The sequence below is a fragment of the Thalassotalea atypica genome (assembly GCF_030295975.1).
Classification (GTDB): domain Bacteria; phylum Pseudomonadota; class Gammaproteobacteria; order Enterobacterales; family Alteromonadaceae; genus Thalassotalea_F; species Thalassotalea_F atypica.
The window spans coordinates 2,644,157-2,664,431 of record NZ_AP027364.1 but is presented as its reverse complement, the minus strand read 5'-3'; the positions used below and the strand labels follow the sequence as shown (position 1 = coordinate 2,664,431).

The following is a 20,275-nucleotide window of genomic DNA, read 5'->3' as shown; positions in this document are numbered from 1 at the left end:
ATAGCTATAAGCTTTATTTGGGTGAAAAGAGACAATTATTGGCTTCCTACGACTTAGTGTGTGTATCGTATAGGAAGCCAAGAAAGAGTAAGCATTTATTGGTTAATAATTATTGCCGGTGCTAACCGCCTTTTTATTGTAATGGGGATTTATAGCCTTGCGGCTTTAAAGCTAGAACATCACAGTTGAGTCTATCAATAACATGTTCTGCTGTATTACCAATAAGTGCTGCCGAAATTCCCGTTCTGCCAATGGTGCCGAGGATGACTAATTCAGCATCAAGTTGTGTTGAAAGGCTCTCGATAATGTCTTCAGGTAGACCTTCGTTTACATAGGTGTTTTCTACTGGAATACAAAATTTCTCGGCGTGCACCTTCATAGAGTCTTTATGGTGCTGCATCATAGTGTCATTGTATTGACTTGCGTCGAATTCTGGAATTTCAATGGCAATGTTAACAGGCGTGCCAGGAAAAGAATTAACTAAATGTACATTAGACTTGATCAGTCCAGCTATGTGGATAGCTTCTTCCGTGATTTTGTCATTAAGTGATTGATGTTCTGACTCATCACTACCAGCATTGATGGCAGCAATAATATTGCCATTTTCTGGCCAACTATGGTCTTTTACCAGTAATACTGGGCAAGGACATTTACGTAGCAAATGCCAATCAGTTGGGGTAAATATAACGGATTTGAGCTTGTCGTGTTGGTGGGTACCCTTAATAACCATGTCATAGCTATCGTCTATTACTTTTTCAATGACAGCTTCAAAGGGGCGATTATGCCAAACAACTTGAGTGTTGATATTAATGTCACCAAGCTCTATGTCAGCTAAAATATCTTTGATCCACTGTGCGCGATCATCTATTACTGTTTGACGCATCGACTCGCGTTCTTCACTAGAAAGCATGGTGGTCATTTCGTATGAAAAGTCGAAGATACTTAAAAAAGCAGTTACAGAAGCATTTGTTAATTTTGCCATGTGTATAGCACGCTTCAATGCTTTTTGGTCTTCAACAGTGGGATCGATTACAACTAATATTTTTTGATACTTTTCCATGATTGCCTCTCATTACTGTTATGAGCCTGTTATAACCATGATGCAACAGGCATAAAAACAATAATTTGTTTTAAATCAACATTTAGACGCAATAAATTATTGCGTCATTAATAGCATAGTATGGAAAAATAGTGATGAAAAGTGTTGAGCAATATTAAATTAAAGCAACGCTGTACTGTACAGCTTGTCTCTATCTAAAATAGTGATCAGTTTTCCGTTAACTTCAATTAAACCCTCTTTATGAAAGCGGTTTAATAATCGGCTAATGGTTTCTACCGTCAGACCAATATAATTACCGATATCGCCGCGGGTCATGGTTAATCTAAATTCTTTAGAAGATAATCCACGTTCTTTATAACGATCACATAGTGACGCGATAAAGGTAGCTAAGCGTTGTTCGGCATTTTTTCTATTTAGCAACGACAACATATTTTGATCAGTGCGAATTTCCTGGCTCATTAAACGAAGTACTTGACGCTTTAAAGATGGCATAGAATCAGAAAGTTGATCTAGTGTATCGTATGGAATTTCACAGACCATTGCGGTTTCAAGTGCTTGAGCAAAACTTTGGTGTTCTGTGTTTGATATTGCGTCGAAACCAAGTAAATCACCTGCTAAGTGAAATCCTGTAATTTGCTCTTCGCCATTTGCGTCTATGGTATAGGTTTTAAATGTACCAGAACGGATAGCGTATAGAGAATGCAGTTCTTCACCGTCGGCGAAAATTTTCTCATTCTTACGAATAGGTCGCTTACGATCAATAATGTTATCTAATGTGTCTAGTTCTTGCTCATTTAGTGAAAACGGTAAGCATAATTCACTGATGCTACAATTTTGACAATGGATATGATTATTAGCATCACACGATTTTTGAGGCATTGGCTCTCGATTCCAATTAATTAATGCATTTGCAAGTACACATGATATTAAAACCACGCACTATAGGCAACCTGTAAGCTATAAATTCCATAACAAATTAGTGACAAACCTATGAATTGGCGAAATCTAATATCTTTGACTAACTTTCCAATTGAGAAAAAACCAAAGGACAATGTAACGAGCGCTGGCAGTGTACCTAGCCCGAAAGCAAACATGATACTTGCACCATTTAACGCGTTGCCACTTGCTAGCGACCAAGTCAATGTTGAGTAGACGAGCCCACAAGGTAGCCAGCCCCATAATGTACCTAGTAACAGTGCTTTAGAAGGAGTAGTTACAGGAATTAGCTTACGGCTAAGTGGCGATATATGTTTCCACAAATGTTTACCTAGGGTTTCAAGTTTTGACAGTATCATTGCCCATTGCCCCATGTACAGGCCAAGCAATATCAGGAATAAGGCCGCCAAAACCCGTAAAATGGTTAATGGAAAACCTAAAGAATGTATCGCTAATGAGCCAGTAAATCCGGCAATTGCGCCAATTAATGTATAAGAAAGGATCCTGCCAATATTATACGAAAAAACCAGTATAGCACTGGGTTTACGCTTGTTTTGTGGCATCGCGCTGGTCAACATGCTGGTGATACCGCCACACATGCCAATACAATGTCCGCTACCCAATAAACCAATGATAAAAGCAGAAAAAAAATCTATATTCATGTCGCGAAGTCTCTTGTAGGGCAAATGGCTTTTACATTTAACCTAAAATGGACTGATAAAATCAGTTACGATTATTCTTACTTTTTTTTGCTATCAGGGTGTTCTGATAGTTTTTCTGATTCATTTTTACCTGGGCCGTCATTATTTTCATCATCAAACAGTATACTTAAACCTTCTTTTTCTAGGTCATCAAATTGTTCAGTTTTTACGGCCCAAAAAAACAAATAAATACCAATAATTGTTAGCAACACAGCAACTGGAATTAAAACGTAAATTACACTCATGCTTTTAATAATCTTAATGAATTTGTGATAACCAAAATAGAACTGGCTGACATACCAATTACCGCCATATAAGGGGTAATCATCCCTGAAACAGCTAGTGGTAGTACCAGCGCATTATAGCCAAATGCCCAAAGGTAGTTTTGCCAAATAACACGTTTAGTGAGTTTAGCCACTTTACTCAGCAAGGAGATAGATGAGAGCCTGTTGTTTAGTAATATAACATCTGCCCCTGATTTTGCGACGTCCGTACCACTGCCCATAGCCATAGCAACATGAGCAGCGCTAAATACAGGCGTATCGTTTACGCCATCGCCGACCATGGCGACAATAGCGCCTTGATGTTTTTCTTGGATGATTTCCATTTTTTGTTGGGCAGATAAACCGCTATTAAAACTGCTTAGGCTGAGTGCGTCAAAAACACGCTGACAACCTGCTTTATTATCTCCAGAGAGCATCATGGTTTCAATGTTCTGCTGAGTTAATGAATTCAACAACGTTTTTGCATCATCACGGATAGCATCCAAAAGGTAAATTACACCAGCAAGTTGGTCGTCAATGAGTATGACAACCTGACTGTCTAGGTAAGGGGAGTTGATATCATCAAGTAACCATGATGCCTTACCCACTTTAATGGTTTTATTATCGATGATACCGCTAATGCCATTGCTCGGGTGAACTTCTATATTTCGTGCATTGATTGAAAAATCTCTGTGTTCAATAAATGCTTTTGCAATAGGATGTTCAGAATGACTTTCTAGTGCAGCAGCGTACGATAATAGCTGGTTTTTTGTGAAATACGGATTTTCTATTACTACGTTGGAAATAGTAAATTGACCATAGGTTAAAGTGCCGGTTTTATCAAAAGCAAAACACGATATCGTTGGAATTGTTTCCAACACATGTGCTGATTTTACCATGATGCCTTCTTTATTTAAGCGAGTTGTGGCACATGTTAATGCCGTTGGTGTCGCTAAAGATAAAGCACAAGGACAAGTCGCAACCAGCACGGAGAGTGTGATCCAGAACGCTTCACTGGGTAAATGTTGTTGCCAGTAGATGGCAGTACCAATTGCGGTAAGTAAAATGACCGCGATAAAGTACTGGGCTATTTTGTCTGATATTTTGGCGATTTTAGGTTTGTGCGCTTGTGAAGATTCTGACAGTCGGATCAGTTGACTTAAAAACGTATTTGAACCAGGTTGCTTTACTTCAACGGTTAAATTGCCGTCGCCGTTAATTGTACCGGCAAATACACTATCACCGATTGCTTTTTCAATAGGAAGCTGCTCTCCAGATAACATAGCCTCATTTAACTGGCTTTTACCATTAACTATTACGCCGTCTGCGGGTACGGTTTCACCAGGGCGGATAATCACAACATCGGCTCTTACTAGGTTTCTAGCAGCAATGAACTGTTCTTTCTCATCGACTAATTTGGTCGCGGTCATCGGCATCAGTTTTAATAAGTTAGCCGAAACCTGCGCGGCACGTGAGCGAGCACGAAATTCTAAGAATTTTCCTATCAGCAGCAAGAATGTGAACATTGATACTGATTCAAAATAGACCTCACCTTGTTGACTGATAGTCGCCCATGCACTGGCTGAAAAGGCTAATAGTATGGCAATGGAAACCGGCACATCCATAGACAACTGTCTCGAACGTAATGCGTTTATAGCGCCAACATAAAAAGGTAGGGCCCCGTAAAATATGATGGGTATCGTTAAGATTAGGCTGGCGTGGCGCAGGTAAACTAAATTGTGCTCAGACATATCGGAAAAAGCACCGAAATAAAGACCAAATGCAATCATCATTACTTGCATCATGAGTATGCCTGAGATACCTAATCGCCTTATAAAAGCTTTTGCTTTTGCCTGGTTTAGCTCTTCTGCTGTACTGGCTTTAAAGGGCAGGGCGTGATAACCGATTTTATCGATTTGTGCCAAAATTTCACTGAGCTTTATTTGTTGTTCATGCCATCTTACCGTGGCCCGTTGAGTTGTTGCATTAACGGATATTTTTGCTATGCCGTCGAGCTGCAAAACCTTCATTTCAATTAACCAAGCACATGCTGCGCAACTGATACCGTCGACAGTGAGTATCGTTTCTTTGAATTCATTTTCAGTATGAGTGAATTCGTTTTGCAACACTTCGTCATCAAGCAATTTGTGCTTATTCAACTGTTCAGGCACTAAAGGTGAACTTTTTTGAGCTGGCTCAGTTCGGTATTTATAATACTGCGTTAAATTATTATCAACGATTGTCTGCGCCACCGCCTGGCAGCCGACGCAGCACATTTCTCGATTGTGTTTATCAATAAGGACAAACAGAGAAATGCCTTTAGGGACTATTTCACCGCAGTGGTAGCAAGGGTTAACCATTAGTTTGCAGCGGAAGGTGTCGGTTTAATCTCAATAAACTCAGATTGTGGTAGCGTGATCGTTGAGTCTATTTTCCAGTGATTTTCAAATGGCGCTATTGTTAACTTCCATTTGCCACTAATCGATTGTTCAAATTGGTGTCTAAAGTGACCATTACCATCAGGCGTTAACGCAAGGTAAAAATCTTTCTCTTCCTGGGTTGGATGATAGAAATTAACATTGAGCAATGGGAAGGTTTTTTCAATACCGGTTGGTACAACAACAAGCTCATTGTCGATAAGCTTCAACGAAAAACGCATACCAAGTTTTTGTGCGTGCTTTATTTTTGAAAGTTGCAAATTGATTGCTTTACCTTTCTTATAATAATCACCAACTACGAGGTCATCAGGATCATTATTAGCAATAATAAAAGTGGCAATACCCGCTACAACTGCAGAGAATGGAAGAAAAAAGACTAACCAAGCCCAGGGCTCTTTATACCAAGGAGTTTTCATTTAAAAATATACGCAATGAGATAGTGGCGATATTGTACTGTTTTTATCAACTCTGAACCATTTTTTTGAGCACTTAATTATCGTTTTTATCTCAAAATACCAATAAAAAAGCCTTGTGCTAAGACAAGGCTTTTGAGTGCTTAATTATAAGATGTTATTTTTGAGATAAGCTGTAAACATACGCGCTAATAACGTGTACTTTCTCTTCGCCCAAAATATCTTTCCAAGCTGGCATTACGCCTGCTCGGCCATTGCGGATAGATTGCTGAACGGCTTTTTCACTTCCACCGTATAACCAAATATTATCATTTAGTGCTGGGGCACCTAAGGCAATACCCATTGCGTCACTACCTTGGCCTTTGTCACCGTGACAAGCGATACACATGGCAAACTTTTCTTTACCGGCTTGTGCATCACCAACTGAAGCGCTACGGCCACTTAAGCTTAATACATAAGCTGCCACGTCATTAACACCGTTATCGCCACCTAAAGCTGCTTTCCATGGCATCATACCATTTGCTTTACGACCTGCTAATACACTGTGTTTGATATCAGCACCACTGCCGCCATACAGCCAATCGTTGTCCGTTAGATTAGGGAAACCAGTGGTACCACGTGCGTCAGAGCCGTGACACTGAGCACAGTTTTGTAAGAACAAGCGTTGTCCTACTTTAAGTGCGTCTTCATCTGTGGCTAAGTCTGCAATATCACGCTCAGCGTATGCCGCAAAAATAGGACCGTATTTTTCGTTAGCACGTGCTACTTCACGATCATATTCTACTAATACGCCAGAGCCTGCTTGCAAATTAGCAAGGCTTTGTGCTTTTGAGTCTTCAAGTGTCATCACATCTTGGTTAGAGCTTTTCCAGCCTAATAAGCCAGCAAAGTTACCTAATCCAGGATAAAGTGCAAGATAGACAAAACCCCAAACAATGGTTACTAAGAAGAAAATACTCCACCATCGAGGTAGTGGGTTGTTCAATTCTTGAATGCCGTCGAAAGTGTGATCCATTGGTTCACCTTCATCTACGCCAGCAAAGTTTCTCAAACACCATTTCAATAGGACAAAACAACCTACTAATGAACCTAGTGTGATAACGGAAATCCAAATACTCCAGAAGCTAGACATTATTATTAGTCTCCTGTTCGTTTATATCTTTATTATTGCGGTCTTCTTCAAAAATAGAGTTAGCGGCGTCATCAAACGATGTTTTACGCTTTTTGCTATATGACCAAACCACAATAATGATAAAAAGTGCCAATATTAGAAGGGCGATTAGCCCTCTAACTGTTCCATAGTCCATCATGATTATTTCAACGCATGACCAAGTGACTGCAAGTAGGCAATCAATGCCTGCATTTCCGTTTTACCTTCTACGTCTGATTTTGCGTTAGCAATATCTTCTGAAGAATAAAGGGGAATCGCATTACCTTGCGCGTCTTTATGACTACGGTTTTTAGTTAAGAAATTAAATGTTTCAAGCTTTTTAGCGGTAAGCTTGCCATCTAATGTGTTCTCTTCTAACCACTTAAATGAAGGCATATTGGACTCTGGCACAACTGAACGAGGGTCGATTAAATGTGCACGATGCCAGTCATCGCTATAACGACCACCAACACGGGCTAAATCAGGACCCGTTCGTTTTGAACCCCATAAAAATGGATGTTCCCAAACGTGTTCACCAGCAACAGAATAGTGACCGTAACGTTCGGTTTCAGCACGAAACGGGCGAATCATTTGGCTGTGACATGTATTACAACCTTCACGGATGTAGATGTCACGACCTTCCATTTCCAACGCTGTATATGGACGTAAGTTAGTCACAGGTTGTGTAGTTTCTTTTTGGAAAAACAACGGTGTGATCTCAGCTAGGCCACCTAAGCTTATCGCTAAGATAGTAAACGTGAAGAACCAACCAACGTGTTTTTCTACTTTTTCATGTTTATTTTGCATAGGGTACTCCTTAAGCCGCTTCTACTTTCTTAAGGCTGCCGTTTTCAGCACCCATGGTTTTGAACATGTTGTAAGCCATTAGTAAGAAACCAGCAACAACCAACACACCACCTAAGAATCGAATAAAGTAGAACGGGTACGAAGCGGTTAGACTTTCAACGAAGCTATAAGTCAACGTACCATCAGTATTTACTGCGCGCCACATCAAACCTTGCATAACACCTGAAATCCACATAGCAACGATATATAAAACAATACCCGCTGTGTGCATCCAGAAGTGAATGTTGATTAAACGAATGCTGTACATACGTTCTTGATTAAATAACACTGGAATTAAGTGATACATTGCACCGATAGATACCATGGCAACCCAACCCAATGCACCTGAATGAACGTGACCTACTGTCCAGTCAGTGTAGTGAGATAAAGCGTTAACTGATTTAATCGCCATCATTGGGCCTTCAAATGTAGACATACCATAGAAAGACAATGAAACAATTAGGAAACGTAGAATTGGATCGTGACGAAGCTTGTGCCACGCACCTGATAGCGTCATGATACCGTTAATCATACCACCCCAAGAAGGAAGGAATAATACGATAGACATTACCATACCTACTGATTGCGCCCAGTCAGGAAGAGCGGTGTAATGTAAGTGGTGAGGTCCAGCCCAAATGTATAATGAAACAAGTGCCCAAAAGTGAACAATTGATAAGCGGTAAGAATAAACCGGACGTTCAGCTTGTTTAGGAACGAAGTAATACATCATACCTAAGAAACCAGCAGTAAGAAGGAAACCAACGGCATTATGCCCGTACCACCACTGCATCATCGCATCGATTGCACCCGAGTACAATGAATATGACTTCATCATAGAGACAGGAATTACCATCGAGTTACCGATGTGAAGTACAGCAACCGTTATAATGAAACCACCGAAGAACCAGTTTGCTACATAGATGTGAGACGTTTTACGCTTAATTAACGTACCAAAGAACACGATAGCGTACGAGACCCAAACAACAGCGATGAGAATATCGATTGGCCATTCCAATTCCGCATACTCTTTACTTGAGGTGTAGCCCATAGGAAGTGTTATTGCTGCTAAAACAATAACGGCTTGCCAACCCCAAAACGTGAACGATGCTAAACTGCCACCGAAAAGTGTCGCTTTACACGTTCGTTGAACAACGTAATAAGAAGTAGCAAATAACGCACTAGTACCAAATGCGAAGATAACCGCATTGGTGTGCAACGGACGAAGACGGGAGTAGGTTAGCCATGGGGTCTCAAAATTTAATGCTGGCCAAATTAATTGTGCAGCGATTAAGACACCAACTAGCGTACCAACGATGCCCCAGATGACAGTCATCACAGTAAATTGACGTACAACGTTCATGTTGTAGTCTACTGCTGATGTATTACCTTGATTCATGTTATGGATTCCGCAGTTATAATTATTTAATTAAAAATTCAGTTTTGATGCAAAATTGTTCGATAAATAACCTATTTACCATAGTAAGTTATAGACCAAAAAGAAGTGCTTTACATCAGAGAGTTTCCAACTCGAGCGCATGATAATGATTTACAATCAAGAAGTCATTACAATTGGAAACAAAACCTGTTTTATATCAATAAAAATTTTAGGGTTATTACAGCTTTGTGACAGAGATTTACGAAAATGAGGTATTTTTTACAATAATGAAAAGAATAGTTGAAAAACGCATATTTATGGTGTTGCTTTTACTTGCTTTAACAGGCTGTTTTTCGAAAGATGAAATGACTGTTAAAACTATTGAACCTAAATGTATTTCGTCTCAATCAACTTGTGCAGTCGACACCCCTCAAGGTCGCTTTTTTATTAGCTTTGATCAAGAGAGTCCTAAAGCTGAAACACCAGTCAATTTGTATGTGAATTACCTTGGCGAGCATGAAATAATTAAGATCTCAGCACACATGGAAGGTGTCGATATGTTCATGGGAAAAATCCCGTTATTTTTTGTAAAGCAAGCAACAGCACAAGAAGAAGCTAGTGTGTTTAATGCTCAGGTTTTGTTTGGTTCTTGTTCGTTGGCTAAGATGAAATGGAAGATTATTTTTATTATTGATAGTGAAAATAATGATAAGTTAACTCAACATTCATTTTTTGTTGATTTAACAACTTTTCGTTAATTTGATATGAACTAGCTTAATGCCAGCCAAATACCAACCAAAATCATCAGACTACCGGATATTTTATTAAGCAGTTTGACGTTGTTTTTCTGGGTGAGCAATTTACCGATAGTTTTGCCCCCCGTTGCATAAAGTGTCATGCACACTAGTTCTGATAATAGAATAATCGAAATTAACAAGCTTAATTGGCTCGCCAAGGGGTAATCGGTATTAATAAAAGGGGGCAGCAAGGACACCATAAATGCCCAACCTTTAGGGTTCGCAATGGCAGTAATAAGCCCCTGATTAAATAATACAGAACGGGCTGTTTTCTGTTTATCAGTTAAATCAGTGTCAGTTACAGCAAGCTTGCCCTTTGAGCGCCACATGTTTATGCCGATATACATAAGGTAAGTCGCGCCAAAAATTTTTAAGCCATTAAAAATCAACGGGTATTGCAGCATGATTGTTGAAACGCCGATCACCGCAGCAATCGCAACAATCGCCACGCCAATTAGCTCGCCAATCATCATCCAGGCGGTTCGTCTAACCCCAATGGTCATGCCTAATGTCATGGCCAGCGTCATGCACATACCTGGCGTTAAACTGACGAAGAAAAAGGTCGGGATAAAAAGTAGAAGGAGAGAAATGTCGGCCACGGTCTATACGCTCGTTAATTGGGAAAAATAAATTGTAACGGATAACGTTATACCCTGTCCTTACGTCCGTCGTAATTTTTTGTTTGTTGATAGCATTGTTCATGTGTTGCTTTTTAATAAAAGCATAAAGTAAGGCAACCTGTGGTTATTCTTTCGAAATTCACCTTAGATATGAGCAGAGCAATTTACGCATAATATTTTATTATTATGCGCTATTTACAGAACGTTATATTACCGTACATTTACCAGTATAACCTGACTCCCGTGGTAGCACTCCAGCCTGCAAATTTACCTCCGTCAAGGGCTTCGTCTTTCATGTTGGCGTATTGTAGTCCTAGTTGTAGCTTTAGTTTGTGCTGGTTGAGGTAATAGTTGAGTCCGGTATAAAGCTCATGGTATTTATCACCTCTGCCTTCAATCGCTCGGTTCTCATACCTATTAAGGCGCACACCGTTATCGCCATTACTGTTAATGTAGGTATATCTAGCAACTAATTGCGTATGATTTGAAAAATCATAGCTTGGCATGATAACTACGCCCGTGACATTACTTTGATTTGAAAAGCCTTTCCCTATGGCAAAGTCAGTGGCAACTTGCCAATTGTTTTTGTCAAAAACGCTTGAAATGCTGACGATATGTTCAAAGTCACGGGTATCGGCTCCGTCATCTTCATCATTATAAACGTAGTCTAATGTGTAGCTTGCTGCATCCCACCAAGATGTTTGTACATCTTTATAAGTGACTGAAAATAAAGTAAAATATCCGGCGTCAAAATCACTGATCTCTTCTGCGCCATCATTCGCATAAACCGCTGCTTTGTAATTGATTTTATCATCGAATGTGTTGCTGTAACTTAAACCCGTATAATACTCGTTGGTGAACCAAAGATTATTCGTCAGGTTATTTCGTTCAGTGGTTAGCAGTTTTTTTGATGAAGTATTGCCATCTAAAGTAAAGCCTGCGGATTGTTTTAGGACTTTAAATTTTGCACCATTAGATAAGGAAAAGCCGAAGTAAGCATCGGTGAGACTCCTATACTCAGCTTCATTATTAAGATCAAAATCAGCTTCTAGGTGGAACATGAATTGTTGACTCAAGTGAGCCTTAAATCCAAATCGGAAACGACGCCAAGTACTATCATCATATGAGTTTTCATCGACCCATACCGCATCACTTTGTAATCGGCCAGAAAGCACGAGCTTTTGATCTCCTTGCTGGTATAAGGTGGCATTTTGCCAAAGAGAATCAATATCATATTTTTTATGCTCTTGGCTTGTGGCATAAGGTGTAAAAGCACTCACTAACGTGAGCAACACTGTTGAAATAGCAAATGTAGTTTTGTTCATTTTTATCGACAACTTAACTAAAAAATAAATATAAGCGCTAACATTGGTCTACGCTGTTTAGTAAAAAGTGATGACGGAATTATTATAAGACACGCATACTTTTGAGAGTGAGGAGCTTAAGGGGGATATGTGAAAGTTTTATGACAATACATGCTGAACATGGCCTCTATAAAGTATCAATTTGTAATCGGTACGATTCACTGGCGAATATTATTCCAGGAATAAGTACAGCTTTTAACGATTTACTCATTGAAAAAGGCTTTGTTTTTCGAGCGGGGAGTGGGACTACATATTGTAAAGTGACAATGCATTAATAAATCAGAATTAGAAAAAAGCGCCCATACGAGCGCTTATTTTCTAATGCTTTAAAGGTTTAAAACTAAATGCTGTTGGTCACATCAACCGACAGCTTTAACATTTGACCAGGCTGAAGATAGTTTTTACGACTCAAACTGTTCCATTTCTCGATGTCACTGATGCGGACATTAAATTTATCCGCAATACGCGCAAAGGAATCGCCACGACGTACTTTATATCGGATATTGCGCATCACGATTTGTTCAACTGGGCTAGCCGATGATTGTGTCATTTTGGCTTTTTGCCAGATCACGAGCTTCTGTCCTGGCTTGATATAGTCCCTTGGCGCCATGCCATTCCATTTCGCGATACTTTTTGTGCTGACTTTATAGACACGGCTGATATCCCATAGGGTGTCGCCATTTTTCACAAGATGGGTCAACTTAACGCCGCTTCTTTCTCTGCTTTGTGTTTTAGCTAACCGCTTATCTTGGGACAATATGTAATCATCAAGCGCCTGTGCGGCAACAGGGATCAATAAATGTTTGCCGGCACGTATGTTGGTGCCCTTGACATTATTTACCTTGGCAACAAGCTCTGGTGTGGTGTGAAATTTATTGGCAATCTTAATTAAGCTATCACCATTTTTAATTTTGTAGCGTTGCCAAGATAAACGATCTTTGTCAGACAGCTTTGCCAATCCAGTGGTAAATTGTTCAATTTTAGATGTTGGTAATAGTAAATAATGTGGCCCATCTGGATCAGTTGCCCAGCGATTAAAACCTGGGTTTAAACGTTGAATTTCTGCTAATGATAATTCAGCAAGGCGAGCCGCTTTGGCTAAGTCTAATTGAGACTTGATATCGACCTTAGTGATGACTTCACGGTTTTCAATTTCGTAAAGCTTTAAGTCGAACTTTTCTGGTTGTTTGACAATTTCTGCCAGTGCTAACAGCTTGGGAACATAGGCGCGAGTTTCTTTAGGTAAATCCAACGACCAAAAGTCAGTAGGCTTATTTTTGCGTGCATTATTTCTCATCGCACGTTTTACGCGGCCTTCGCCGGAATTATAAGCCGCAAGTGCTAATAACCAATCACCGTCAAAATATTTGTGAAGGTATTTTAGGTATTTAACAGCGCCCTGTGTTGATGCGGCAACGTCACGTCGTCCGTCATACCACCAGTTTTGCTTCATGCCAAAGCGTTTTCCTGTTCCCGGAACGAATTGCCACATCCCTGATGCTCTGCCATGCGAGTAGGCAAACGGGTCAAAAGCACTTTCAACGATGGGTAACAAGGTCATTTCTAGAGGCATATCATTGGCCTCTAACTCTTGCACTATATAGTGCATGAAAGGCTCCGCACGTTTTGCCACACGATCCAAGTAATTAGGGTGCTTAACATACCAGTTGCGCTGAGCGTCAATACGTTTGTTACTTGGAATATCAAAGCTTAGATTTTGACGTATATGCTGCCAAATATCGCTTGAGATATGAATGTCATTATTGTCTAGGTCAATGTCAACATCGGCTACAGGGTGAATCACCGCAATAGACTCATCCGCTAAAAGCGCTTGATTGATTTCAATTGGATCCGCTAGATGTTCAGTAGCAACGATTTGAGCTTCCTCTTCAGCTGACGGGAAAGTGGTTGACTGACAACCCAATAATAATAGCGATGCTGAGAGCGAAAGAGATAAATACTTCATATGGTTTCTATTCGGCGAAAAGTTACAAAATTTTACGTGTTTGAAAAATGAATTCAAGTGTTTGCGGTATTTTTGCTGCGATTAAAAATTATCTTTCCATGCTCTAATCGCGGCAAACACTTCAACACTGTTGTTAAGTGTTTGCTGGCTATAGCTATTCGCCGCCATGATTACGTCTTGTTGTTCGCAGCGTAAAAACGGATTGATCGCATTTTCTAACTGTATTGTTGAAGGTAATGTGATTTGATTTTTGGCCCTAAGCGCTATGACCTGCTCAAAGTAATTTTGCAGTGCTTTGTTATTCGGCTCGACGGCGATAGCGAAGTGTAAATTAGCTTGCGTGTATTCATGAGTACAGTAAACAGGGGTGGATGCAGGGAGCACCTTTAGCTTAGCTAATGATTGATGCATTTGTTCGGCAGTTCCTTCAAATAAGCGACCACAACCGCCAGAGAATAAAGTATCGCCACAAAACAATGCTTGCTCATGAACGTAGGCAATATGACCTGAAGTATGACCGGGTAAATCAAGGATGGAAAACTCGATTTCAGTACTTTCGTTTGAGGTAGTGTTCGTAAACGCCAGTGAGACCAAGTCACTTTCTGCTAACTTAATGTCGCACGCAGGAATATTCTCTGTTGCAGGCCCATACACTTTGATGTCATGACCACATGCTTTAGTGTAAGCCTTTAAGGCGACGACGCCACCCGTGTGATCCGGATGGTGATGAGTGATTAAAATTGCGTTTAACGATAAGCCATTTTGCTTTAAATACTCAATGCAAGGCTCAGCTTGGCCTGGGTCAACAAGTGTAACTTCGGCACAACCTTGTGGTTGCAGTGCCCAAATATAATTGTCAGAAAATGCTTTGATTGGCAGTACGTTTAACGGCATAGGGTTTACATTCATCGTTAGGTTTACCATTATTATATATAATAATGCGATTAGCCTGAAACACTAAATGAAACCAGCACTTGCCTTTCGACAACCACATCACCCAAACCATTGGCACGAATTGCCTAATGGAGACGTTATTCGCGCGTATATCGATCAAGCGCTTGCTCCTTGGTTACCAAAGTTTTTTGGGTATCATTTTCTAAAAATAGGTGCACTGAGCAGTCAACTGTCGACGCAAGGTTGCAGCATTAAACATCAGTTTTCTGTCGGCCAGCTTAACGAAAAGCCAAGTGTGATAGCGGACGTTGATGACTTACCTTTTATCGAACACAGCGTTGATGTCTCACTGTTAAGTCACGCCTTGGAATTTTCGGTAGATCCACACCATGTATTACGTGAAGCAAGTAGAGTGCTGATCCCGAATGGCTATCTGGTGGTAACCGGTTTTAATCCAGTAAGTTTAGCTGGACTCAATCGCATAACACCTTTAAGGCGGCACCACCTGCCGTGGAACGAGCACTTTTTTACACCAATGCGAGTTAAAGATTGGTTGCAATTAATGGGTTTTGAAATATTGGATGATATTAGAGGACTCCATACCAATTTAGTGGGTAATGTTGGCGAAGGCGCTATTGGTCAAAAATGGCAGCGTTTTGCCGATAATTATTTAAGACCTTTTGGTAGTGTCTACGTGATTGTTGCTAAAAAGCGTGTTCTACCGCTTACTCCAATCAAGCCTAAATGGAAAGTTAGACCAAGTTTTCAACCTGTTAAGGTAACAACGATGAATGGTGCTAACTTATCTAAACATCAACAAAATGATACTAACGATCATTAAGTATTTCTTATTTATATGATGGTATAAAAAAAGCCGCGTAAGCGGCTTTTTCAATTGCATTAAGTTAGCTAATTTATCATTAGAACTTATATGAAGCTTTTAAGTAAGCAAAACGGCCTTGACCACTATGAACATTGACAACGAAGCCCATGAAGTCATGGTAAGCAAACGGTGGCTCTTCATCAAATAGGTTAGTTGCACCTAATGATAATACCGTGTTTTCAATACCAAAGTAGTTCATCGTTAAATCAACTGTTGTCATTGAATCAACCATGTTAATACCGTTTGAAGGATCGCGTACTGACGCTTCTTGCTCAAACTCATCTATGTAGTTCACTGCAACAGTTGCACTAAAGTCATCTTTAATCCAGTCAGCAGATGTTGTCCAGCGCATTTCAGGTTGTTCGAAACCACCTTCTTCTGTGCCTTTATAATCTTCAAATTTAAGTACGTAGTTTAAGACGTAACCAAATTTGAACTGACCATATTCAGTTTCCAAGTTGTAACGAACATCAACATCTAAACCAGATGTTTTAAGGTCGCCAATGTTTTGGAAGCCATCATTAACTTGAATCACTTCACCTGGATCCCCAGGAATGGCTGTCGGACGACGAACTACAATACTTTGATCTAAACCGAAGTTATCCATTACAAATTGCGTATCTGAATCAATGATGTCTTCAATATCGTAATCGTAGTAATCCACAGAGAAGTTAAGATCATCAGTTACGTTATATACAACACCAAAGTTATAACTTGTTGACTCTTCTGGACCTAGATCAGGGTTACCTTCAAATATCGCCGTGTACTCTTGTGGATCACACGCTCTGTCTTGATCACCAATTGCAGCACAACGCGCAGTATCAACTAAGTTTGGTGACTCATCAGTGCGGCCTAATCCTAGCTGATGTAGTGATGGTGCGCGGAATGCTGTACCGTATGAACCACGTAGGCTTAGGTCTTCAGTAGGCGTCCATAGGAATGAAACCTTAGGATCGGTTGTCGTACCAAAGTCGCTATAGTCTTCGTGACGTACTGCGAATTGGAATTCTAAGGTATCAAGTACAGGAACAATTAACTCACCAAAGATGGCTGTGTTGTCACGTTCGCCGTTTGCTTGAGTTGCCTCTGTACCAAAGACATCACCACGTAAAAATTGATCATCAGGATTATCACTGATCGCTTCTTCACGGTACTCAGCACCAATCGCCATATACATATCGCCATGCTCCATTTCCATGATAGGACCTGAGAACTTGATATCAAATGAACGGTTAGTTGATTTACCGACACGTGTGGTTGTGGTTTCGATGTAGTCTAAAGCTTCTTGAGTGTTGCTAGAAGGCTCGAACGGGTTCCATAAACCTGAATCAATCGCTTCTTGAATACGGCGAGAATTAGGGAAACCATCGACACCTCGTTCAACTGACTCATTCTTAATGTAGCTATATGCTGCTTCCCAGCTCCATGTGTCGATTTCACCACGTAAACCTACAATAGCGCGGTAGTAGTCAGAATCAACACGCTTTTCACGGTTGCCGATATCAACGGTACGACGACGCATGGTTAAGTCTTGCTGGTAGAACTCATGATCTGGCATGTCAGCGAACGGGTGATTAACGTTATCACCATCCATGAACAATTCGTTAAAGCTTGGGCTACCTGCACCTCGAACAATTGATTTAGAGTTCTGGCCGTTTAACTCAGCAAACGCTTCAACGTTGTCGTTAACTGTATATTTGCCCATGTAGTTCCAGCTGAAACGTTCCGCATCAGGGATCATCGTCATATGCGGCGCATAGTCATAACGACATAAGTTATTTGCCGGATCTGAGTCTTCAGGTGAACAAACATCGTTGCCAAAAGTGTCAATCAAACGGTTTGAAGGATCGGCTCTTAATGCGATAGTACCAGGAATACCTGATGAAGAGCGGAAATCTGTGGCATTGGCTCTGCCCGTTAATGCTTGTTGGTTAGCCGATTTTGAATAATCACGATCTGCGTATAAGACTTCTTCACGATCGTAATATTCCATAATAAAGGTATGGCTAGATTTGTCAGTTACGTTACCGAAAACTAAACTAACACTTTGCTCTTCACCACCTTCTTCTGTAGTACCTACTTTACCGGTAAGCTCTACACCTTCAACATCATCACGTAATACCACGTTGATAACACCTGCAACAGCGTCTGAGCCGTATGTTGCAGATGCGCCATCTTTAAGGATATCAACGCGCTTAATTGCAGATAATGGAATGTTGTTGATATCGACAAACGCCGTATCAATGCCTTTAGCGAACGGGCTCACTGATACACGGCGACCGTTCACTAAGATAAGTGTTGAGTCCGCCCCCAAACCACGAAGTGAAACTGAAGAACCACCGTTGGCAGTATCATCACTAGAGTTTGCTTGAGTAGAGAACGTACCTTGACCAGAAATGGGTAGTTTAGTAAATAAACTGATTAGATCGGTTACACCTGTTTTTGAAATATCTTCTTGAGATAAGCTCGTAACGGGTGATGGGCCTTCCATGCTGGTTCTTTTAATATGGGAACCAGTGATTTCAATTCTTTCTATCTCTTCTTCTTCGGCTGCGAATGCATTCATACTTTGAGAGGCAAGTAGTGCGACAGAAATACTAAGCGCGAGAGAATTACGCTTTGAGTTTAACTTTGTCATTTCCATATTTCCTTTTGTTTATAATTATGCGTCAAATCCTAGTTACAACCTCATTAACACGTCGTTAACATTTGCTACTGCGTTGTTATAAAAGGTAAAACATGACCCTAATTTTGTAACAGAAATCAAACGGTTGTGGAACACTTTTTCTGTTTCTAATTTTATGGAATTGTAAATATTTCTATCCGGTTTTTTTTTGGTTAAATCGCTAAGTAATTGATTTAAAAAGAAGATGATACGATTTTTTTCGTAAATAAAGATAAAGTAAAGAAGAATAAATTTGTTTGACTAGATGAAACTTTTTAACCGCGATTACATCTCGAATGTGTGATAATAATGCCAACGCGATTTTTATTGAGTAATTATTATGCAACGTTCTGAATTAGAAGCGTATTTAAATGAAGTGCTGCAACCCCACCTTATTAAAGATTTTTGTCCTAACGGATTGCAAATTCAAGGGAGTGAACAGGTAAATAAAATAGTCACCGGCGTGACAGCAACAGAAGCATTGATTGATGCCGCTATTGAACAGGGAGCAGATACTCTATTGGTGCATCACGGTTATTTTTGGAAAAGTGAAAACCCAACCATTACCGGGATGAAGTACAATCGAATAAAAAAACTCCTTGATCACAATATCAATTTGTTTGCCTACCATTTACCGTTAGATGTGCATCCTGAGCTTGGCAATAATGCCCAACTCGCAAAACGGTTGGAAATTGAAAACGTACTGCCACTAGAGTCAAATAATCCGCAATCGGTTGTTGTGAGAGGTGAGTTAGCCGAGCCAATATCTGCAAGTAAGTTTGCTCAAGTGATTTCCACTTCGCTTGCTCGCTCTTGTTTACATATCTCTTCACCCGATAATAAAGATATAAAAACCGTGGCGTGGTGCACCGGAGGAGGTCAAGGTTATATTGAACTAGCAGCCCAAGCCGGTGTCGATGCTTTTATTAGTGGCGAAGCATCAGAGCAAACCACGCATGTGGCTAGAGAGATGAATATTCACTTTTTCGCTGCTGGCCATCACGCCACTGAGCGGTATGGTGCGAAGGCATTAGGTGAACACCTCAAAACGAAATTTAATCTCAGCGTAGACTTCGTTGATATAGATAATCCGGTGTAAATTTTACCTATTAGTCGTATTTAGTAGGCTATCCATTGCCATGCTCTTCCCATCGCTTCATACCAGGCAATACTTGCCTTATATAGGTTATGACTCGATGGGAAATAGGATAGCCAGTGAATATCTGCATTAGGGTTTTTGACAAAATACCCTGCAGGCGCAGGAATTGCGTTTACCCCTTGAAGTTCAAAGTACTTTATCGCTCTTGGTAAATGGTAAGCATCAGTCACTAACACAACATTTTTACCTTTTACGCGCGGACCAATTAACTCTGCTTCTTCTTGTGTATCTTTCGGGTAATTTTCTGTAATAATTTTTCGGCCATCAATGCCTAAAGCAATGGCAGCCTGTTTGACTTTTTCAGCATTAGATACGGGGTCTTTAATGGAGTGACCAGAAGTGATGATGGTGGCCTCTGGGTGTAGCCTAGAAATTCGTAGGCCTTCGACTAGTCGTTGCAATGAACACGGTTTTAATTGACTTGTGACAGCCAGAGCATCATTTGATTGATGTCCACAACCTAGAATGACGATGTAATCCACGGGTTTGGCCGATAGAGAAAAACTTTCATAATTTTGTTCCATTGGAACGACTAACTGGTTAGAGATCGGCGGAGATGCGGTAACGATCAATAGTACAACGGCGCTAATGAGCGATTTAAATGCGAACTTGGGCTTACGCTTGAAAAATACTAATGAGAGAATTAATAATAAGATTGCCACATTAATTGGCATAACTAGCACGGAGACTAGCTTTTTAAAGATGAAAAAATCCATGGGTTGTGCAGTTATCCGTCTGATTTATT

At 40.3% G+C, this 20,275-nt stretch carries 19 protein-coding genes; 3 read left to right on the top strand and 16 right to left on the bottom strand.

From position 1 onward, the window contains the following. Positions 1-133 precede the first annotated feature (133 nt). From uspE to ccoN, 10 genes are all read right to left on the bottom strand, one after another. Positions 134-1,060 (bottom strand): universal stress protein UspE, encoded by a 927-nt coding sequence (gene uspE / locus QUE03_RS12190; RefSeq protein WP_286261814.1) that lies wholly within the window; start codon positions 1,058-1,060, stop codon positions 134-136. Between the two features lie 159 nt (positions 1,061-1,219). Then, a complete protein-coding gene (gene fnr, locus QUE03_RS12185; protein WP_286261812.1) occupies positions 1,220-1,939 on the bottom strand; it encodes a fumarate/nitrate reduction transcriptional regulator Fnr in 720 nt (239 codons plus the stop codon). Between the two features lie 47 nt (positions 1,940-1,986). Further along, positions 1,987-2,658, bottom strand: a complete 672-nt coding sequence (locus tag QUE03_RS12180) for a sulfite exporter TauE/SafE family protein (RefSeq protein WP_286261809.1) — start codon at positions 2,656-2,658, stop codon at positions 1,987-1,989. A 77-nt stretch (positions 2,659-2,735) separates the two neighbouring features. Continuing rightward, a complete protein-coding gene (gene ccoS / locus QUE03_RS12175) occupies positions 2,736-2,942 on the bottom strand; it encodes a cbb3-type cytochrome oxidase assembly protein CcoS (protein WP_286261807.1) in 207 nt (68 codons plus the stop codon). Continuing rightward, entirely contained in the window at positions 2,939-5,320 is a 2,382-nt protein-coding gene (locus QUE03_RS12170) for a heavy metal translocating P-type ATPase (RefSeq protein ID WP_286261806.1), read from the bottom strand. Before QUE03_RS12170 ends, ccoS begins: the two co-directional genes overlap by 4 nt. Next, the gene (locus tag QUE03_RS12165) at positions 5,320-5,814 is read right to left on the bottom strand and encodes a FixH family protein (RefSeq protein WP_286261804.1); all 495 of its coding nucleotides are present in this window, start codon (positions 5,812-5,814) and stop codon (positions 5,320-5,322) included. Before QUE03_RS12165 ends, QUE03_RS12170 begins: the two co-directional genes overlap by 1 nt. A gap of 154 nt (positions 5,815-5,968) precedes the next feature. Beyond that, entirely contained in the window at positions 5,969-6,943 is a 975-nt protein-coding gene (gene ccoP / locus QUE03_RS12160; protein WP_286261802.1) for a cytochrome-c oxidase, cbb3-type subunit III, read from the bottom strand. After that, on the bottom strand, positions 6,936-7,118 hold the full coding sequence (locus QUE03_RS12155) for a cbb3-type cytochrome oxidase subunit 3 (protein ID WP_286267834.1): 183 nt from the start codon (positions 7,116-7,118) through the stop codon (positions 6,936-6,938). The genes ccoP and QUE03_RS12155 overlap by 8 nt, the downstream gene beginning before the upstream one ends. 5 nt (positions 7,119-7,123) lie before the next feature. Then, the gene (gene ccoO / locus QUE03_RS12150; protein WP_286261800.1) at positions 7,124-7,768 is read right to left on the bottom strand and encodes a cytochrome-c oxidase, cbb3-type subunit II; all 645 of its coding nucleotides are present in this window, start codon (positions 7,766-7,768) and stop codon (positions 7,124-7,126) included. Between the two features lie 10 nt (positions 7,769-7,778). Continuing rightward, complete coding sequence (ccoN, locus tag QUE03_RS12145) at positions 7,779-9,203, bottom strand: cytochrome-c oxidase, cbb3-type subunit I (protein WP_286261798.1); 1,425 nt, start codon at positions 9,201-9,203, stop codon at positions 7,779-7,781. 266 nt (positions 9,204-9,469) lie between these two features. On the opposite strand from ccoN, the gene QUE03_RS12140 reads away from it, so the two are divergent. Further along, complete coding sequence (locus QUE03_RS12140) at positions 9,470-9,940, top strand: hypothetical protein (RefSeq protein WP_286261797.1); 471 nt, start codon at positions 9,470-9,472, stop codon at positions 9,938-9,940. Between the two features lie 11 nt (positions 9,941-9,951). On the opposite strand, the gene QUE03_RS12135 is transcribed toward QUE03_RS12140, so the two are convergent. The 4 genes from QUE03_RS12135 to gloB form a co-directional block, all read right to left on the bottom strand. Further along, on the bottom strand, positions 9,952-10,578 hold the full coding sequence (locus QUE03_RS12135) for a LysE family translocator (protein WP_286261795.1): 627 nt from the start codon (positions 10,576-10,578) through the stop codon (positions 9,952-9,954). 242 nt (positions 10,579-10,820) lie between these two features. After that, the gene (locus QUE03_RS12130; RefSeq protein ID WP_286261793.1) at positions 10,821-11,924 is read right to left on the bottom strand and encodes a porin family protein; all 1,104 of its coding nucleotides are present in this window, start codon (positions 11,922-11,924) and stop codon (positions 10,821-10,823) included. A gap of 379 nt (positions 11,925-12,303) precedes the next feature. Next, positions 12,304-13,929 carry a LysM peptidoglycan-binding domain-containing protein gene (locus QUE03_RS12125; RefSeq protein WP_286261791.1) on the bottom strand — a complete coding sequence of 542 codons (1,626 nt, stop codon included), beginning with the start codon at positions 13,927-13,929 and terminating at the stop codon, positions 12,304-12,306. A gap of 81 nt (positions 13,930-14,010) precedes the next feature. After that, positions 14,011-14,838: a hydroxyacylglutathione hydrolase gene (gene gloB / locus QUE03_RS12120; protein ID WP_286261790.1), complete on the bottom strand. Its 828-nt coding sequence runs from the start codon at positions 14,836-14,838 to the stop codon at positions 14,011-14,013. Between the two features lie 52 nt (positions 14,839-14,890). Between gloB and QUE03_RS12115 the strand changes: the two genes are divergently transcribed. Further along, on the top strand, positions 14,891-15,664 hold the full coding sequence (locus QUE03_RS12115; protein WP_286261787.1) for a class I SAM-dependent methyltransferase: 774 nt from the start codon (positions 14,891-14,893) through the stop codon (positions 15,662-15,664). A gap of 79 nt (positions 15,665-15,743) precedes the next feature. On the opposite strand, the gene QUE03_RS12110 is transcribed toward QUE03_RS12115, so the two are convergent. Beyond that, positions 15,744-18,344: a TonB-dependent receptor plug domain-containing protein gene (locus QUE03_RS12110; protein WP_286261785.1), complete on the bottom strand. Its 2,601-nt coding sequence runs from the start codon at positions 18,342-18,344 to the stop codon at positions 15,744-15,746. 367 nt (positions 18,345-18,711) lie between these two features. On the opposite strand from QUE03_RS12110, the gene QUE03_RS12105 reads away from it, so the two are divergent. Continuing rightward, complete coding sequence (locus QUE03_RS12105; protein ID WP_286261783.1) at positions 18,712-19,470, top strand: Nif3-like dinuclear metal center hexameric protein; 759 nt, start codon at positions 18,712-18,714, stop codon at positions 19,468-19,470. Positions 19,471-19,490: 20 nt separating this feature from the next. Here QUE03_RS12105 and QUE03_RS12100 read toward each other — a convergent pair whose 3' ends face one another. Continuing rightward, complete coding sequence (locus tag QUE03_RS12100) at positions 19,491-20,246, bottom strand: ElyC/SanA/YdcF family protein (protein WP_286261781.1); 756 nt, start codon at positions 20,244-20,246, stop codon at positions 19,491-19,493. Positions 20,247-20,275: the final 29 nt, after the last annotated feature.

Bases quoted from the DNA above. Each gene is read 5' to 3' on its own strand.
- QUE03_RS12155 (WP_286267834.1), bottom strand. From the start codon at position 7,118: ATGGACTATGGAACAGTTAGAGGGCTAATCGCCCTTCTAATATTGGCA.
- uspE (WP_286261814.1), bottom strand. From the start codon at position 1,060: ATGGAAAAGTATCAAAAAATATTAGTTGTAATCGATCCCACTGTTGAA.
- ccoS (WP_286261807.1), bottom strand. From the start codon at position 2,942: ATGAGTGTAATTTACGTTTTAATTCCAGTTGCTGTGTTGCTAACAATT.
- QUE03_RS12140 (WP_286261797.1), top strand. From the start codon at position 9,470: ATGAAAAGAATAGTTGAAAAACGCATATTTATGGTGTTGCTTTTACTT.
- ccoN (WP_286261798.1), bottom strand. From the start codon at position 9,203: ATGAATCAAGGTAATACATCAGCAGTAGACTACAACATGAACGTTGTA.
- ccoO (WP_286261800.1), bottom strand. From the start codon at position 7,768: ATGCAAAATAAACATGAAAAAGTAGAAAAACACGTTGGTTGGTTCTTC.
- QUE03_RS12180 (WP_286261809.1), bottom strand. From the start codon at position 2,658: ATGAATATAGATTTTTTTTCTGCTTTTATCATTGGTTTATTGGGTAGC.
- QUE03_RS12170 (WP_286261806.1), bottom strand. From the start codon at position 5,320: ATGGTTAACCCTTGCTACCACTGCGGTGAAATAGTCCCTAAAGGCATT.
- QUE03_RS12130 (WP_286261793.1), bottom strand. From the start codon at position 11,924: ATGAACAAAACTACATTTGCTATTTCAACAGTGTTGCTCACGTTAGTG.
- QUE03_RS12110 (WP_286261785.1), bottom strand. From the start codon at position 18,344: ATGACAAAGTTAAACTCAAAGCGTAATTCTCTCGCGCTTAGTATTTCT.
- QUE03_RS12165 (WP_286261804.1), bottom strand. From the start codon at position 5,814: ATGAAAACTCCTTGGTATAAAGAGCCCTGGGCTTGGTTAGTCTTTTTT.
- QUE03_RS12100 (WP_286261781.1), bottom strand. From the start codon at position 20,246: ATGGATTTTTTCATCTTTAAAAAGCTAGTCTCCGTGCTAGTTATGCCA.
- gloB (WP_286261790.1), bottom strand. From the start codon at position 14,838: ATGAATGTAAACCCTATGCCGTTAAACGTACTGCCAATCAAAGCATTT.
- QUE03_RS12115 (WP_286261787.1), top strand. From the start codon at position 14,891: ATGAAACCAGCACTTGCCTTTCGACAACCACATCACCCAAACCATTGG.
- QUE03_RS12105 (WP_286261783.1), top strand. From the start codon at position 18,712: ATGCAACGTTCTGAATTAGAAGCGTATTTAAATGAAGTGCTGCAACCC.
- QUE03_RS12125 (WP_286261791.1), bottom strand. From the start codon at position 13,929: ATGAAGTATTTATCTCTTTCGCTCTCAGCATCGCTATTATTATTGGGT.
- ccoP (WP_286261802.1), bottom strand. From the start codon at position 6,943: ATGTCTAGCTTCTGGAGTATTTGGATTTCCGTTATCACACTAGGTTCA.
- fnr (WP_286261812.1), bottom strand. From the start codon at position 1,939: ATGCCTCAAAAATCGTGTGATGCTAATAATCATATCCATTGTCAAAAT.